Genomic DNA, 15,153 nt, shown 5'->3' on the forward strand with positions numbered 1-15,153 from the left:
CGTGTTCGAGCGCAGCGGCCGAAATAGGGGATGGGGTTCACCCTCGCAGGCCAGCCGGCCGATGGCCCCAACCGTCGGGCGCACCGGATTGCCGCCGCCCCACTGACCCACTCGCCCCTCTCCCGCGTAGAAGGCGAGCCGAGGGCGCGTGGCGGACCCGGGGCGAGGGATCGGGATGGGTCGGAAGAGCGAGTTGCCGCAGAAAATCTGTGTCGTGTGCGGGCGACCTTTCGCGTGGCGGCGCAAGTGGGCGCGGGATTGGGAACGGGTGCTCTATTGCTCCGACCGCTGCCGCACCGCCGGGCGACGCTCCGGGCGCGGCCATGGTGACGCGACCGCCCCGCTCCACGACGCTCTGCCCCACGACGCTCTGCCCCAAGACGCTCTGCCCCACGACACCGCGGCCCCGAGCGGTGCGGTCGAGCGCGCTGCTACCCGCCGCCACACACCCAACCGTGCCCCCCGCCCCGGCGGAGCGCCACGGCGATGAGCGGCGCCCTGCGCTTCGTGCTCGGCGATCAGCTCACCCGCGGGCTCTCCGCGCTCGGCGATCTCGATCCCGGCCGCGACGTCGTCCTGATGGTCGAGGCGGCCGACGAGACGACCTATGTTCGCCACCACAAGCAGAAGATCGCCTTCGTGCTCTCCGCCATGCGCCATTTCGCCGAGGCGCTCGCGGCCGAGGGCGTGCGCGTCGATTATGTCCGCCTCGACGATCCGGACAATTCCGGCGCCTTCACGAGCGAGCTCGTCCGCGCCGTCGCCCGCCACGCGCCCGCGCGCGTCGTGGTGACGGAGCCCGGCGAATGGCGCGTCCACGAGATGATGCTCGATTGGCGGGAGCTCCTCGATTGCCCGGTCGAGATCCGTCCCGACGACCGCTTCCTCTGCTCGCGCGACGCCTTCGCGCGCTGGGCCAGGGGGCGGCGCACCCTGCGCCTCGAGCACTTCTACCGCATGATGCGCACCGAGACGGGCTACCTGATGGACGGGGGCGCGCCCGAGGGCGGGCGCTGGAATTTCGATGCCGAGAACCGCAAGCCCCTGCCGAAGGGGCTCACGCCCCCGCCCTGCCCGCGCTTCGCCCCCGACGCCACGACCCGCGCGGTGCTCGACCTGGTGAACGCGCGCTTCGCCGATCATTTCGGCGATCTCGAGCCGTTCGGCTGGGCGGTGACGCGGGCGGACGCCTGCGCCGCGCTCGATCATTTCGTGGGCGCCTGCCTGCCCTTCTTCGGCGATTACCAGGACGCCATGAAGGCGGGCGAGGACTTCCTCTTCCACGCGGCGATCTCGCCTTATCTCAATGGCGGGCTCCTCACGGCGCGCGAGGTGTGCGAGCGGGTGCTCGCCGCCTACCGGGCCGGCGCCGCGCCGCTCAACGCGGTCGAAGGCTTCATCCGCCAGATCATCGGCTGGCGGGAATTCGTGCGCGGTGTCTATTGGAGCGAGATGCCGGCTTATGCGGCGACGAACCATCTCGGCGCCGGCCGCCCGCTGCCGGCCTTTTACTGGACCGGCGAGACCGAGATGCGCTGCCTCGCCGAATGCGTGGGCGCGACGCGCCGGCACGCTTATGCCCACCACATCCAGCGCCTGATGGTGACCGGCAACTTCGCGCTTCTCACCGGCATCGCGCCGGCGGCGATCGAGGATTGGTATCTCGCCGTCTATGCCGACGCCTACGAATGGGTCGAGCTGCCGAACGTCCACGGGATGGTGCTGCACGCCGACGGCGGCCGCCTCGCCTCGAAGCCCTATGCGGCGTCGGGCGCCTATATCGACCGCATGTCGGATTATTGCGGCGGCTGCCGCTACGATCCGCGCGTCAAGACGGGGCCGGACGCCTGCCCGTTCAACCTGCTCTATTGGGCGTTTCTGATCGAGAACGAGGCGGCGCTCGCCGGCAATCCGCGGCTTGCGATCACCTATAAAACGCTGCGCACCATGCCGGCGGCACGGCGCGAGACGATCCTGCGCGAGAGCCGGGCCCACCTCGCCGCCCTCGGCATGATCGAGCCGGAGACCGGGGAAGGATCGGGTGATTCTGCTCATTCATAGGATTATTGAGGGATCCACTCTTCCGCTCACGCGAGCGTGAGGGGTGACCTTCGCGCCCTGCGGAGATCCGTCGGGTGGCGGGCGCCGTAGAAGGTACGTCGCGCACCGGGAGAGGGGCGCGCCGAACAAGGAGAAAAGCGATGAGGACGCCGAACTGGACCGCCGCTACGATCGGTCTCGCGCTCGCCTTCGCGGCACCGGCCGCGACCACGGCCGCATTCGCCGCCGAGACCCCGATGGTCGGTGGCGCGCCGATGTATCCCACCAAGACCATCGTCGAGAACGCCTCGCAGGCGAAGGATCTGACGACCCTCGTCGCCGCCGTGAAGGCGGCCGGTCTCGTCGAGACGCTGTCGGGCAAAGGCCCGTTCACCGTCTTCGCCCCGACCAACGCGGCGTTCGCCAAGCTGCCGTCGGGCACCGTCGAGACGCTGCTGAAGCCCGAGAACAAGGCCAAGCTCACCGCTGTGCTGACCTATCACGTGGTGGCCGGCAAGATCACCGCGAAGACCATCCTCGCCGACATCAAGAAGGGCGGCGGCAAGGCGACTTTCAAGACCGTGGAAGGCGAAACGCTGACCGCGACGACGAAGGGCGGCAAGGTCATCATCACCGACGCCAAGGGCGGCCACGCCACCGTGGAGATCGCCGACGTGATGCAGTCGAACGGCGTGGTTCACGTCATCGACACGGTTCTGCTTCCCTAAGCGGCACCGCTTTCGAGCGCCGCGTCCGGCCTCGCCGGAGCCCGCTTGCCTTATCGAATATCGAGCCTTTACGAGCGTGCGGATCCCATCGATCCGCCCGAACGACGGCTCGTTGCGCATCCCGGGCGGCACCCCCGCCCGGGACCGTTTTCCATTGCCGGCTGCGGCTGGGTTTTTGGTGATACATCCCATTTTTATAGCGCGCGTTAGATGATGCGCGTGCATTTGCGTCAGGCTTAGCCAACGGCTTCGCAAATCCGCCGCAGGGACCATCCGCCTCTATTCGCCGTGAGACCCACGGCGCCGCCGAGCCCTTCTCCCCGCCGGGGAGAAGGTGGCCCGATAGGGCCGGATGAGGGGATTTCTTCCTTATACTGCAATGGTTTGGTAGAAGCCCGGAAGCGCGTGCAAAGTCCCCTCGTCCGCCCTTCGGGCACCTTCTCCCCGCACGCGGGGCGAAGGGGGACGGAGAGGGCGATCGAGGTGCCTCACGAATAGGCGTCCGCGCAGAGGCGGGCGATGAAGTCGCGGAGCCAGCGATGCGCGGGGTCGTCGTCGAGGCGCGGATGCCAGATCGCGGAGATGACGAAGTCCGGCGTCGGCACCGGCAGGTCGAACGCGCCGAGCCCGAGAGCACTTGCGTGGTCGGTGACGAGCGCGTTGCCGAGGCACGAGCGGGGCACTCGGGAGACGAGGTCCGACGCGCGGACGATGCGCATCGCGTCCGGGTAGCCCGGGACGACGAGCGGCACGGCGCGCGTCAGGCCAAGGGCGGCCAGGGCGTCGTCGGCCGGCTCGCGGGCGTCGCCCTCCCGCGACACCACGACGTGGCGGCAGGCGGCGTAACGTTCCGGCGTCACGGCGCCGTCGAGCAGCGGATGGCCGGTGCGGGCGATGCCGACGGAACGGTCGCGGAACAGCAGGCGGCTCATGACCTCCGGCGCCGCCGTGCCGAGCACGCCGATTTCGAAATCGATCGTGCCCTCGCGCAGCGGGCGGGCATCCTTGTCCGCCTTCGGCACGAAGCGCAGGCGCACCCGCGGCGCGACCGCGGCGAGGCGGGTAGCGAGCGGGCCGCCGAGCAGGTCGACGAAGCCCTCTCCAGCCCGGATCGTGAAGGTGCGATCCAGCGCCGGCAGATCGAGATCGTCGCCGGCCGGGCCGAGCACCGCGCGCGCCTCGCGCGCGAGCGCCGCGACACGCCTGCCCAAGGCCTCCGCGTGTGGGGTCGGAACGAGGCCGCGGCCGGCCTGAACGAGGAGCGCATCGCCGGTGGCGCGCCGCAGCCGCGCGAGCGTCCGGCTCATCGCGGACGGGCTGAGGCCGAGCCGGCGCGCGGCGCCGGTCACGCTGCGCTCGGCGAGCAGCGCTTCGAGCGCGACGAGAAGATTGAGATCGATGTCCGGCACGGCGAGGCTCCAGCGGACGCAAACCTATGGCGTCCGATGCACTCATTCATTGCATCTCGTGCGTCTGGCGCAAAGCGGCGCCGCGGGCCATGTCCTAGCCTCCCTATCGCGCCGGAGAGCCCAGCCATGTCCATGTCGTCCGTGTCATCCGATCCGTCCCGTCCCGTTCTCCTCCTCGTCGGCGCCTCGCGCGGCCTCGGCCACGCCATGGCGGCCGAGTTCGTCACGCGAGGCTGGGATGTCGTCGGCACCGTCCGCGGCCCGTCCCGCACCCTCCTCCACGACCTCGCCGACGCCCATCTGGGCCGCGTCGCGATCGAGAGCCTCGACATCCGCCATCCCGACGAGATCGCCGCCTTGCGGGCGCGGCTCGATAGCCGGCGGTTCGACATGCTGTTCGTCAATGCCGGGATCACCAACCGCGACCCGACCCAGACGATCGCCGAGGTCTCGACCGAGGACTTCGTCGAGGTGATGGTCACCAATGCCCTCTCCCCGATGCGCGTCGTCGAAGGCTTCGCCGATCTCGTCACCCCGCGCGGGCTGATCGGCGTGATGTCCTCGGGACAGGGCAGCGTCGCCAACAACGAGAGCGGCCAGCGCGAGCTCTACCGGGGCAGCAAAGCCGCGCTCAACATGTTCCTGCGCAGCTTCGCCCCGCGGCAGGCGGAAACCGGGCGGCCCCTCGCAGTGATGGCGCCGGGCTGGGTGCGCACCGAGCTCGGGGGACCGGAGGGCCGCCTCTCGATCGAGGAGAGCATCCCGAGCCTCGTCACCGTGCTGCTCACCAAGCAGGCGCGACCCGGGCTCGAATATCTCGATTATCTCGGCCGCGTTGTGCCCTGGTGAGCAGGCCAGCGCCGTGGCAGACGGATCGTCGGGCGGGCTTCCGCCGTCCTGGCGCCTATGGAAGGATGCCGGTCGCCGATCTCGTTCCGAGCCGTTTCAGGACCCCTCCATGCCCGTGCTCGTCCGCCCGCTCCGTCCCGCCGAGGTCGATGTCGCCGTCGCATGGGCGGCGCGGGAGGGCTGGGATCCGGGGCTTCACGACGCCGCGGCGTTCCGCGCGCAGGACGAAGGCGGCTTTCTCGGCCTCTTCGTCGACGGCGAGATGGCAGCCTCGATCTCGGTCGTCTCCTACGGGCCGGACTTCGCCTTTCTGGGCTTCTATATCTGCCGGCCGGACCTGCGCGGACGCGGTCATGGCTTTGCGCTCTGGCGCGCCGGGCTCGCCCGTCTCGGGCATGGGCCGGACGGCGAGACGGCGACCGCGGGCGCCGTGACCGTCCCCGCCCGCACCGTCGGCCTCGACGGCGTGGTCGCCGAGCAGGGCCATTATGCGAGCTCCGGCTTCGTGCCTGCCCATCGCAACATCCGCTATGGCGGGCCGGCGCCGAGCGCCGGCGCCCCGGCTCTTCGGCCGGGCCTGACGATCGTTCCCGTCTCGGCTGACCGGGTCGCGGCCGTTGCCGGCTACGATCTCGAACTCTTCCGCTTCCCCCGCTTCGCCTTCCTCGCCGCTTGGCTCGCCCCGCCGGACGGCCTCGCCCTCGCCGCGGAAGCGAACGGCCGGATCGTCGGCTACGGCGTGATCCGGCGCACCGCGGCCGGCTTCAAGATCGGCCCCCTGTTCGCCGACGACACCGCGACGGCGGACCGTCTCTTCACCCGGCTCGCCGCCCACGCGGACGGCGGGCGGATCTTCCTGGACGTGCCGGAACCCAATGCGGCCGCGCGGGCGCTCGCGGAAGAGGCGGGCCTCGTGCCGGTGTTCGAGACCGCGCGCATGTACAAGGGGCCGCCGCCCGCGCTGCCGCTCGCCCGCATTTTCGGCATCACGACGTTCGAGCTCGGCTGAGCCTCGCCACCCTCGCCCGAGCGCACTACACGGGCACGTCGCGCGGCTGTGATGGCGGCAATAACACTTAGGCATTGACCTAAATATCAAGGCGCAACATTCTCTCCCTCGCCGCCCCACTGAACGGGCGCGGTGTCGAAGCCCGGGAGGTGCGTGCCATGGTGGGACAAGCACGGGCGGAGGCGGCCGACGACGTGGACGTGGTGTTCCGCGCCCTCGCCGATCCGACCCGGAGGAAGGTGCTGGAACGGCTCGGCCGCGCGCCGGCCACCGTAAGCGCGCTCGCTGCCGACCACGCGATGGCCCTGCCCTCCTTCGTCGCGCACCTCCGAGTGCTGGAGGCGTGCGGTCTGGTGCGTTCGACCAAGACCGGCCGGGTGCGCACGTACGCCCTCGCGCCGGAGCGCCTGAAGATCGTGGAGACCTGGCTCGACGCTCAACGTGCCCGCTGGGAGGCGCGCCTCGACCGGCTCGACGATTATCTCCTGCGCATGGGCGACAACGATCCCTAACCGGGGCGCGGTCGCCAACAACGGGGCGGGCCTGCGCCGGACGCCACCCAAAATAATCCTATGAAAAGACCCAAAGGGAGTGAGAGACCATGGCCGCAGACGACCACGACATCGCCCGCAGCGGGAGCGCCGCGCCCTACATCGCCCCGGTCGATCCGGCGCTCGATCTCGTGCTGGAGCGCGAGGTGCCGGTTCCCGTGACCAAGGTCTGGACCGCGTGGACGACGCCGGCGCATCTGAAGCACTGGTTCGTGCCGAAGCCCTGGTCGATCAGCCATTGCGAGATGGACCTGCGCCCCGGCGGCCTCTTCGCCACGACGATGCGCTCCCCCGACGGCACCGAGCATCCGAATTCCGGCTGCTTCCTCGACATCGTGCCGGAGCGACGGCTGATCTTCACCGACACGCTGCTGCCGGGGTTCCGCCCAGCGCCGAAGCCGTTCTTCACCGCAATCGTCGAGATGTCACCGACGGCCACGGGCACGCTCTACCGCGCCACGGCGATCCATGGCGACGAGACGACCCGCAAGGCCCACGAGGATATGGGCTTCGAGCTCGGCTGGGGCACGGTGCTCCAGCAGATGGTGGATTATATCCGCGCCGGCTCCGTTCCCGGCTGAACGCCGACTGGGCCACCGACGAAATGACGAGCGCGGCGATATGTGACCATCTTGACACGTGACTATATTGGCACGTATTTGAGCCATGGACGACCTCTTCGCCGCGCTCGCGAGCCCTCACCGGCGCCTCCTCCTCGACCGCCTCAACGAGCGGGACGGGCGGACGCTCGGCGAGCTCGAAGCGGAACTGCCCGTGACGCGCTTCGCCGTCATGAAGCACCTGCGCGTGCTCGAGGCCGCCCATCTCGTCGTGGCGCGCAAGGTCGGCCGGGAGAAGCTGCATTATCTCAATCGGGCGCCGCTCCAGGAGATGAGCGACCGGTGGATCTCCCGCTATGCCGCTCCCTTCGCCCGGACGATGAGCGACCTCAAAGCCGCGCTGGAGCGTCCGACACCCATGTCCGAAGCAAAGTCAGAGACCCTCGCCGAGACCGCGCCTCGCCACGTCTACGAGCTGTTCATCCGTGCCTCCGCCGAGGCCGTGTGGTCGATCCTGACCGATGACGCGCAGACGCCGCTCTGGCAGCATTTCAACATGACGTCGCGCACCACGTGGGCGGTGGGCGGCGCGATCGAGTTCAGCGCCGGCGACCGCCCGATGATCGTGGGCGAGATCATGGAGCTGACGCCGCCGCGCCGGCTTGTCCACACCTTCGCGGCGCGCTGGTCGCCGGAAGTCGCGGACGACAAGCCCTCCCGCGTCACCTGGGAGATCGAGCCGGTGGGCGACGGCGTCTGCAAGCTGACGCTCACCCACGACGATTTCGGCGGCGCAACGGCGACGAGCCGCGCGGTGCGCGGCGGCTGGCCGGAATCGCTGTCCCGCCTCAAGACGCTCGCCGAGACCGGCACGCCGCTGCTGATGCCCGCGCCGGCTCAGGGGTAAAGGGAGAGCACATCTCCCGGGGCGTCCCCGGGGTGTCACCGCGCCCGTCTCCAGTGGCGAAAGAGCGGGCGGAGACCACGCCTAAACCGGGTGCCCGCAGGCGTCGGCGCTTCGAGGCGCCGCCCTTAAAGAATGCGCTGATAGTTGATGACGAACTGCTTCGGATCGACCGGCACGTTCGTCTTCACGTCGTAGATGGCGACGGAGGTGTCCTGGCCCTGGGCGTCGGTCACGGTCCATTGCTTGAGCTGGGCCGAGGCGGCGTCGAAGAACAGGGCCAGCCGACCGTTGCCAAACACGGTCTTTTCCTGCACCACGACGGTGATGAGGCCGTCGGCTTCCGTCACGCTCGCCACCTTGGCGTCGCGCGTCAGGTCGATGTTGTTGGCGAGCAGGAAGCGCATCGGGGTCTGGCCGAGCGGCCAGATGTCCTGGGTCTGGCGGCGGGTGTCGCGCACCGCCACCGACTTGCCGTCGGCGATGATCTGCATCTTGGTCGGCGGATCGTAGTCGAAGCGGATCTTGCCGGGGCGGGCGAGCACGAAGGTGCCGTCGGTGCGCGCGCCCGACGGGCTGAACTGCACGAAGGCACCCGACATGGTGCGCACGCCGTTGAAATAGGCGTTGATGCGCTGGATGAGCTGGCGGTCGGTCACCGTGCGGCCGGCGCCGGCGGTGAGCGGCGAGGTCGCCGGAAATTCCTGGGCGACGGCGACCGTCGCGGCGGCCGGCATCCCGAGCGCAAGGGTGGCGGCGAGCAGCCCGTGAACGAGCGGGCGGAGAAGAGCGGTGCGGCGCGCCGGCACGATGCGGACCATGGCTGCCTCCTGGATCGAGGGGAACCGCCCGAATCGGCGGCCCGTTGTCGTCCGCTTAATCCCCGCCTGTGGCGAGGCTGCGGCACGCGGTGCGTTTTCGGCGCCCCGCACGCGGGAGGCGCAAACGGCGAACGGCCGAGACGAGGCCGTGGTTCCGGAGGTCAGGCGGCGGCGCTGTCGTCGCCGCCGACCAGGATCTCGCGCTTGCCGGCGTGGTTCGCCGGGCCGACGATGCCTTCGCGCTCCATGCGCTCGATGATCGAGGCGGCGCGGTTGTAGCCGATCTGAAGCCGGCGCTGGACGTAGGAGGTCGAGGCCTTGCGGTCGCGCAGCACCACGGCGACGGCCTGATCGTAGAGGTCGGCGGATTCTTCGAGGCCGTCGTAACCGCCGCCGCCACCGCCGCTGTCGCCGCCCGCCTCGCCGCCGTCTTCGTCGTCGGCGGTGATGTGCTCGAGATAATCGGGCGCACCTTGCGCCTTCAGGTGGGCCACCACCGCCTCGACCTCGTTGTCGGAGACGAACGGGCCGTGGACGCGCTGGATGCGGCCGCCGCCCGCCATGTAGAGCATGTCGCCCTGGCCGAGCAGCTGCTCGGCGCCCTGCTCGCCAAGGATGGTGCGGCTGTCGATCTTCGACGTCACCTGGAAGGAGATGCGGGTCGGGAAGTTCGCCTTGATGGTGCCGGTGATGACGTCGACCGACGGGCGCTGGGTCGCCATGATGAGGTGGATGCCGGCGGCACGCGCCATCTGCGCCAGGCGCTGGATCGCCCCTTCGATGTCCTTGCCGGCGACCATCATCAGGTCGGCCATCTCGTCGACGATGACGACGATGTAGGGCATCAGGTCCTGGGCGATCTCCTCCTCCTCGAACACCGGCTCGCCGGTCTGGCGGTCGAAGCCGGTCTGCACGATGCGGGTGAGGTTCTCGCCCTTCTCCTTAGCCTCGGCGACGCGGGCGTTGAAGCCGTCGACATTGCGCACGCCGAGCTTCGACATCTTGCGATAGCGCTCCTCCATCTCCCGGACCGTCCACTTGAGCGCGACGACGGCCTTCTTCGGGTCGGTCACGACCGGGGTCAGGAGGTGGGGAATGCCGTCATAGACGGAGAGTTCGAGCATCTTCGGGTCCACCATGATGAGGCGGCATTGCTGCGGCGTCATCCGGTAGAGCAGCGACAGGATCATCGTGTTGATGGCGACCGACTTGCCCGAGCCGGTGGTGCCGGCGACGAGCAGATGCGGCATGCGGGCGAGATCGACGATGACGGGCTCGCCGCCGATATTCTTGCCGAGGCAGAGCGCCAAGCGCTGCTTCGATTGTTCGAAATCGGCGGAGGCGGCGAGCTCGCGCAGGAACACCGTCTCGCGCTTCACGTTCGGCAGCTCGATGCCGATGGCGTTCTTGCCCGGAATGACGGCGACGCGGGCGGAGATCGCGCTCATCGAGCGGGCGATGTCGTCGGCGAGGCCGATCACGCGGGACGATTTGATGCCCGGCGCGGGTTCGAGCTCGTAGAGGGTGACCACCGGGCCCGGGCGAACGTTGACGATCTGGCCGCGGACGCCGAAATCCTCGAGCACCCCTTCGAGGGCCCGGGCATTGTTTTCGAGCGCCGCCTTGTCGATGGCGGGGCTCTTGGCGGCGGCCTTCGGCTCGGCGAGAAGGCGCAGCGGCGGCATCTCGAAGGTGTGCGGATCGAGCAACGAGGGCTGCTGCTCGCGGCCGAGACGGCGGCCGGGCTTCGGCGGCGGCGCGGGGGCGGCAACGCGGGCCGACATCGCGGCGGGCGGCATCGCGGCGGCGGGCGCGGGCCGCGCGTCGGCCCGGCGCAGCACCGGCGCGGCGACCGGCTTCGGCGGCGCGCCATCGATCTCGCGGAACGTATCGGGGATCGGCTCGTCCGGGCCGTAATCGAACGGCGGCTCCTCGTCCTCGGGGAACGGCGCGTCGAACGGATCGGCCTCGGCCGTGTCGTCGTCGGGCAGCATCTCGAAGCGCGACGACCGGGTCGTGTCGAACCCGGGCTCCAGGCGCTCGTCCGCCGCGGCCATCGCCGCGCCGAGACCGAAGCGCGGCTCGGCCCGCTCGCGGCGGGACGCGGCCTGCGGCGTCGCGACGTCGTCGGTCTCGATGCCGAGTTCGTCGGCGAACGGATCGTCCTCGGGGCGGCGGTGCTTCTCGGCGAATTGCCGGACCCGCGCGCCGGTGAGATAGGCCCAATGGGTGAGCGTGCCGAGCACCATGGCGGCGCGACCCGGGCGGGCGTCGTCTTCTTCGAAGTCCTCGGGGATGGCGCGGTTGGCGCTGCGCACCTTGATGCCGCCCGTCATCTCCCGCTTCGGCGGCGGCGCGGGCTTGCGCTCCGAGGGCTTCGGATAACCGAGGCCGAACAGGAGGACGAGGACGGTCGGCAGCAGCAGCGCGATGCCGACGCCGGCGTCGCTCGCCCCGAGCAGCGCCTTCAGGACCGTGCGCGGGCCGGCGAACACCATGTCGCCGACGGCGCCGCCGAGGCCGGTCGGCAGCGGCCAGGTCGCCGGCGGGTTGAGCGCGCTGAGCGCGGCCGAGGCCAGGAGCACGGCGGCCCCCCAGGCGACGAGGCGCCAGCGCCGCACCCGGCTCGGCCGGCCGCGCATCAGCCGCACCGCCCAGAAGGTCGGGCCGATGAGCAGGATCGCGACCCCGATGCCGAACATCTGGATCAGGAAATCCGACACCGAGGCGCCGGCGAAGCCGAGCACGTTGTGGATCGGGCCATCGACGGCGTGACTGAGGCTCGCGTCCGAGACCGACCAGGTCGCGAGCGCCGCGATCACCGCGACGATGCCGCAAAACAGCGCGAAGCCGCCGATCGACGCGAGATTCCGGCGGGCGAAGGTCACGAGGCCGCCTTCGTCGTCCTCCCGGTAGCGCGTGGTGCGAACGGCTGGCACGGTCGCGGGCTCCTTCAGGAAAAGGCTTCGGCCAATCGGCCGAGCGCGGTCTCGGTAAGGCTCGCGTCGTCGACGAGCGCGATACGCAGGCGGTCGGCGCCCGGATTGACGGCATCCGCGCCGTGCCCGGCGGCGAGGTAGCCGCCGGGCACGGCGCGGATGCCGGCCGAGCGCCAGAGGTGGAGCGCCGCCGCCTCGCCGCCACCGAAGCGGGCGACGTCGAGCCAGAGGAAGAAGCCCGCCGCCGGCGTCACGGGGCCGAAGATCGGCCCGAGCAGGCGTTCGGCAAGCGCGAACTTCGCATCATAGAGCCGCCGGTTCTCGGCCACGTGGGCTTCGTCGGCGAACGCCGCGGCGCCGACCGCCTGGACCGGCAGCGGCACCTGGGGCGCGGCGATGTTGCGCAGGCTCGTCCACGGCGCGATGAAGGCCGGATCGCCGGCGGCAAAGCCGCAGCGGAGGCCGGCGAGGTTCGAGCGCTTGGAGAGCGAATTGAAGACGACGACGCGGTCGAGGCTGCCCGTCTCCTTCGCGGCTTCGAGCGCCCCGGCTGGCGGCGGCGCGCCCTCGCGGTAGAGCTCGGAATAGCACTCGTCGGCGAACACCCAGATCTTGTGCGCCCGGGCGATCTCGATGAGACGACGCCACTCCGCCTTGGAGGCGACGGAGCCTTGCGGGTTCGCCGGCGAGGCGACGTAGAGCGCAATTGTGCGCTCTAGCAGCGCCGGATCGAGGGCGGCGAGGTCCGGCAGGGCGGTGGCGTCGGAGGCGGGACCGATCGTCACCGTCTCGGCACCGATCGCCTCGGCTCCCGCCGCATAGGCGAAATAGAACGGGTTCGGAATCAGCACGACCGGCCGCTCGACGGTCTTTCCGCCGTGCCGCAATGCGCCGAGGGCGGCGAAGAACAGCCCCTCGCGGCTGCCGTCGAGGGGCAGCACCATGGTCGCCGGATCGATCAGACCGTCGAGGCCGTAGCGCCGGTCGAGCCAGGCCGCGACCGCGGCGCGGAACTGATCGGTGCCGCGGATCGGCGGATAGCGCCCGAACCCCGCCATCGCCTCGGTCATGACCGGGGCGACGAAAGCCGGCATCGGGTGACGCGGTTCGCCGACGCCGAGATCGATCGGCGACGCGCCGGGGGCCACGCCCTCGATGAGGCGCGTCAGCCGCTGAAACGGCGAAACGAGAGGAGGACGCGGCACCGCCGCGTTCGGATTTCCGGGCATCGAGTTACCGGGCATCGACAAGGGTGCCGCCGACAGGTTGCAGGCTTTCGGCGAAAGCTAGGGCAACGTGGTTAAGCGGGATTTAAGGCACCATGAGGAAGGCGGCGATCATCAGGTAAATCCGCCGTATGGGGCGCGATTGTCGGCGCAAACGACGAAGCTCGCGGGCCAATTCCGGCCAGGCGGCAGCGAAAAAGCCCGGATCAGTCGAGCAGTTCGCGCAGCCGGGTGGCGAGTTCGCGGGCGGTGTAGGGCTTCTTCAGCCAGGAGCTGCCCTCGCCGATCTCGCGGCCGGCGACGTTCGGCTCGGCATAGCCCGAGGTGAACAGGACCGGCACCTCGGGGCGCAGCACGCGAACCTCGCGCGCGAGTTCGATGCCGGTCATGCCGCCGGGCATGACGATATCGGTGAAGACCAGGTCGATGTCGGGACTCTCGCGGAGCGCGGCGAGCGCTTCCGTGGCGTTGGTCGCCTCGATCACCCGGTAGCCGGTATCGATGAGCCGCGCCACGGCGACACGGCGCACCCGTGGATCGTCCTCGACGACGAGGATCGTTTCGTGGCCGCGCGGGATGCCGGCCATCGCCGCCGCGACCTCTCGGTCCCCGTCGGTGGTCGCGGCGCGCACGGCGGGCAGGAACAGGCGGACGCTCGTGCCCTGCCCGATCTCGCTGTAGAGCTGCACATGGCCGCCCGATTGCTTGACGAAGCCGTAGACCATGGACAGGCCGAGCCCGGTTCCGGAACCGACGTCCTTCGTCGTGAAGAACGGCTCGAAGGCGTGGCTCTTGACCTCTTCGGTCATGCCGGCGCCGGTGTCGGTCACCGCGACGAGCACATAATCCCCGGTGCGGACCTGGGGATACATCTGCGCATAATCGGGATCGAGAAAGGTGTTCGAGATCTCGATCGTCACGCGGCCGCCACGCGGCATGGCATCGCGCGCATTGAGCGCGAGATTGAGCAGCGCGTTCTGGAACTGCGAGGCATCGACCATCGCCTGGTGCAGCGCGCCGTTGACGACCGTCTTGAGCTCGATCGTCTCGCCGAGCGAGCGGCGGAGCAGTTCGGTGATGTTGGCGACGAGTTGGCCGACGTCGGACAGCTTCGGATTGAGCGGCTGGCGTCGGCCGAAAGCGAGGAGCTGGCCGATCAGCTTGGCGCCGTCGTCCACCGCCTCCTGGGCCTCGCGCAGGAGCGCCTGCTGACGTGGCTCGCTCAGGCGCATCTCGAGCATCTCGAGATTGCCCGAAATCACGGTCAGCAGATTGTTGAAATCATGGGCGATACCACCGGTGAGCTGGCCGACCGCCTCCATCTTCTGCGCCTGGCGCAGTTCCTCCTCGATCTTCTTGCGGCTCGTCAGATCGCGGATGAAGCCGGTGAAGATGCGCTGGCTGTTCGCCACCGCTTCGCCGATCGCGAGCTCCATCGGGAAGGTCGAGCCGTCCTTGCGCCGCCCGGTGACGACACGGCCATAGCCGATGATGCGCCGCTCGCCGGTCGTCAGGTAGCGCGAGATGTAGGCGTCGTGCGCCTCGCGGTCCGGCGACGGCATGAGCAGACTGACATTCTCTCCGCACACCTCGTTCGCGCGATAGCCGAACAGCCGCTCGGCGGTGGCACTGAAGGAGGTGACGATGCCGCGTTCGTCGATCACAACCATCGCCTCGGGGACGGTTTCGACGATCGAGCGCATCTGCGCCTCGCGCACCGCCAGGTCTTCCTGGGCATGCTTGAGGTCGCTCACATCGACATTGGTCTGGAGGATCGACGGCTCGCGATTGGTCTCCGGGTCGATCACGACCCAGCGACTGGCGATCCAGAGAACGCTTCCATCGTGATGGCGATGGCGCAGGTTGCCGGTCCAAACGCCAGTCTCTCGAAGGCGGGCATGAATATCCACGAGGGGCTCGGGAAACTCCGTGGCGAGCAGATCGTGCACGATCTTGCCGACCACTTCGTCGCGATGCCAGCCATAGAGCTCCTCGCAACCGCTGCTCCAATGGCTGATGCGCCCGCCGGGGGTGTGCACCAACACGTTCGCGCCGTCGAGTACGCCGACGATCGCGTCGAGCCTCTCATCCGTGTCCGCGTTCCGCGGCTCCATTCC

The 15,153-nt window shown here is 69.7% G+C and carries 12 protein-coding genes and 1 pseudogene; 8 read left to right on the top strand and 5 right to left on the bottom strand.

Going from position 1 to position 15,153, the window contains the following annotated elements:
* Positions 1-175: 175 nt before the first annotated feature.
* From F0357_RS24425 to F0357_RS05830, 3 genes and pseudogenes are all read left to right on the top strand, one after another.
* Positions 176-319: pseudogene (locus F0357_RS24425) on the top strand (DUF2256 domain-containing protein); the annotation flags it as partial.
* 167 nt (positions 320-486) lie between these two features.
* On the top strand, positions 487-2,061 hold the full coding sequence (locus tag F0357_RS05825; protein ID WP_153479493.1) for a cryptochrome/photolyase family protein: 1,575 nt from the start codon (positions 487-489) through the stop codon (positions 2,059-2,061).
* Between the two features lie 140 nt (positions 2,062-2,201).
* A complete protein-coding gene (locus F0357_RS05830; RefSeq protein WP_153479494.1) occupies positions 2,202-2,768 on the top strand; it encodes a fasciclin domain-containing protein in 567 nt (188 codons plus the stop codon).
* 488 nt (positions 2,769-3,256) lie between these two features.
* Here the strand turns inward: F0357_RS05830 and F0357_RS05835 are convergent, their stop codons facing one another.
* The gene (locus F0357_RS05835) at positions 3,257-4,177 is read right to left on the bottom strand and encodes a LysR family transcriptional regulator (protein WP_312861469.1); all 921 of its coding nucleotides are present in this window, start codon (positions 4,175-4,177) and stop codon (positions 3,257-3,259) included.
* 126 nt (positions 4,178-4,303) lie between these two features.
* Between F0357_RS05835 and F0357_RS05840 the strand changes: the two genes are divergently transcribed.
* The 5 genes from F0357_RS05840 to F0357_RS05860 all read left to right on the top strand — a co-directional run bounded on the left by F0357_RS05840 (position 4,304) and on the right by F0357_RS05860 (position 8,053).
* A complete protein-coding gene (locus F0357_RS05840; RefSeq protein WP_246161369.1) occupies positions 4,304-5,026 on the top strand; it encodes an SDR family NAD(P)-dependent oxidoreductase in 723 nt (240 codons plus the stop codon).
* Between the two features lie 109 nt (positions 5,027-5,135).
* Positions 5,136-6,035 (top strand): GNAT family N-acetyltransferase, encoded by a 900-nt coding sequence (locus tag F0357_RS05845; RefSeq protein WP_153479495.1) that lies wholly within the window; start codon positions 5,136-5,138, stop codon positions 6,033-6,035.
* Positions 6,036-6,193: 158 nt separating this feature from the next.
* On the top strand, positions 6,194-6,547 hold the full coding sequence (locus tag F0357_RS05850; RefSeq protein WP_153479496.1) for an ArsR/SmtB family transcription factor: 354 nt from the start codon (positions 6,194-6,196) through the stop codon (positions 6,545-6,547).
* An 89-nt stretch (positions 6,548-6,636) separates the two neighbouring features.
* Positions 6,637-7,167: an SRPBCC family protein gene (locus F0357_RS05855; protein ID WP_153479497.1), complete on the top strand. Its 531-nt coding sequence runs from the start codon at positions 6,637-6,639 to the stop codon at positions 7,165-7,167.
* Positions 7,168-7,252: 85 nt separating this feature from the next.
* Positions 7,253-8,053, top strand: a complete 801-nt coding sequence (locus tag F0357_RS05860) for an ArsR/SmtB family transcription factor (RefSeq protein ID WP_153479498.1) — start codon at positions 7,253-7,255, stop codon at positions 8,051-8,053.
* A gap of 125 nt (positions 8,054-8,178) precedes the next feature.
* Here F0357_RS05860 and F0357_RS05865 read toward each other — a convergent pair whose 3' ends face one another.
* The 4 genes from F0357_RS05865 to F0357_RS05880 all read right to left on the bottom strand — a co-directional run bounded on the left by F0357_RS05865 (position 8,179) and on the right by F0357_RS05880 (position 15,150).
* Entirely contained in the window at positions 8,179-8,871 is a 693-nt protein-coding gene (locus F0357_RS05865) for a LolA family protein (protein ID WP_208948232.1), read from the bottom strand.
* Positions 8,872-9,032: 161 nt separating this feature from the next.
* Positions 9,033-11,810: a DNA translocase FtsK gene (locus F0357_RS05870; RefSeq protein WP_312861470.1), complete on the bottom strand. Its 2,778-nt coding sequence runs from the start codon at positions 11,808-11,810 to the stop codon at positions 9,033-9,035.
* Positions 11,811-11,824: 14 nt separating this feature from the next.
* A complete protein-coding gene (locus tag F0357_RS05875) occupies positions 11,825-13,039 on the bottom strand; it encodes an aminotransferase class I/II-fold pyridoxal phosphate-dependent enzyme (protein ID WP_208948445.1) in 1,215 nt (404 codons plus the stop codon).
* Positions 13,040-13,242: 203 nt separating this feature from the next.
* Entirely contained in the window at positions 13,243-15,150 is a 1,908-nt protein-coding gene (locus F0357_RS05880) for a hybrid sensor histidine kinase/response regulator (protein ID WP_153486277.1), read from the bottom strand.
* Positions 15,151-15,153 lie beyond the last annotated feature (3 nt).

This window comes from Segnochrobactrum spirostomi, from assembly GCF_009600605.1.
GTDB classification, from domain to species: Bacteria; Pseudomonadota; Alphaproteobacteria; order Rhizobiales; family Segnochrobactraceae; genus Segnochrobactrum; species Segnochrobactrum spirostomi.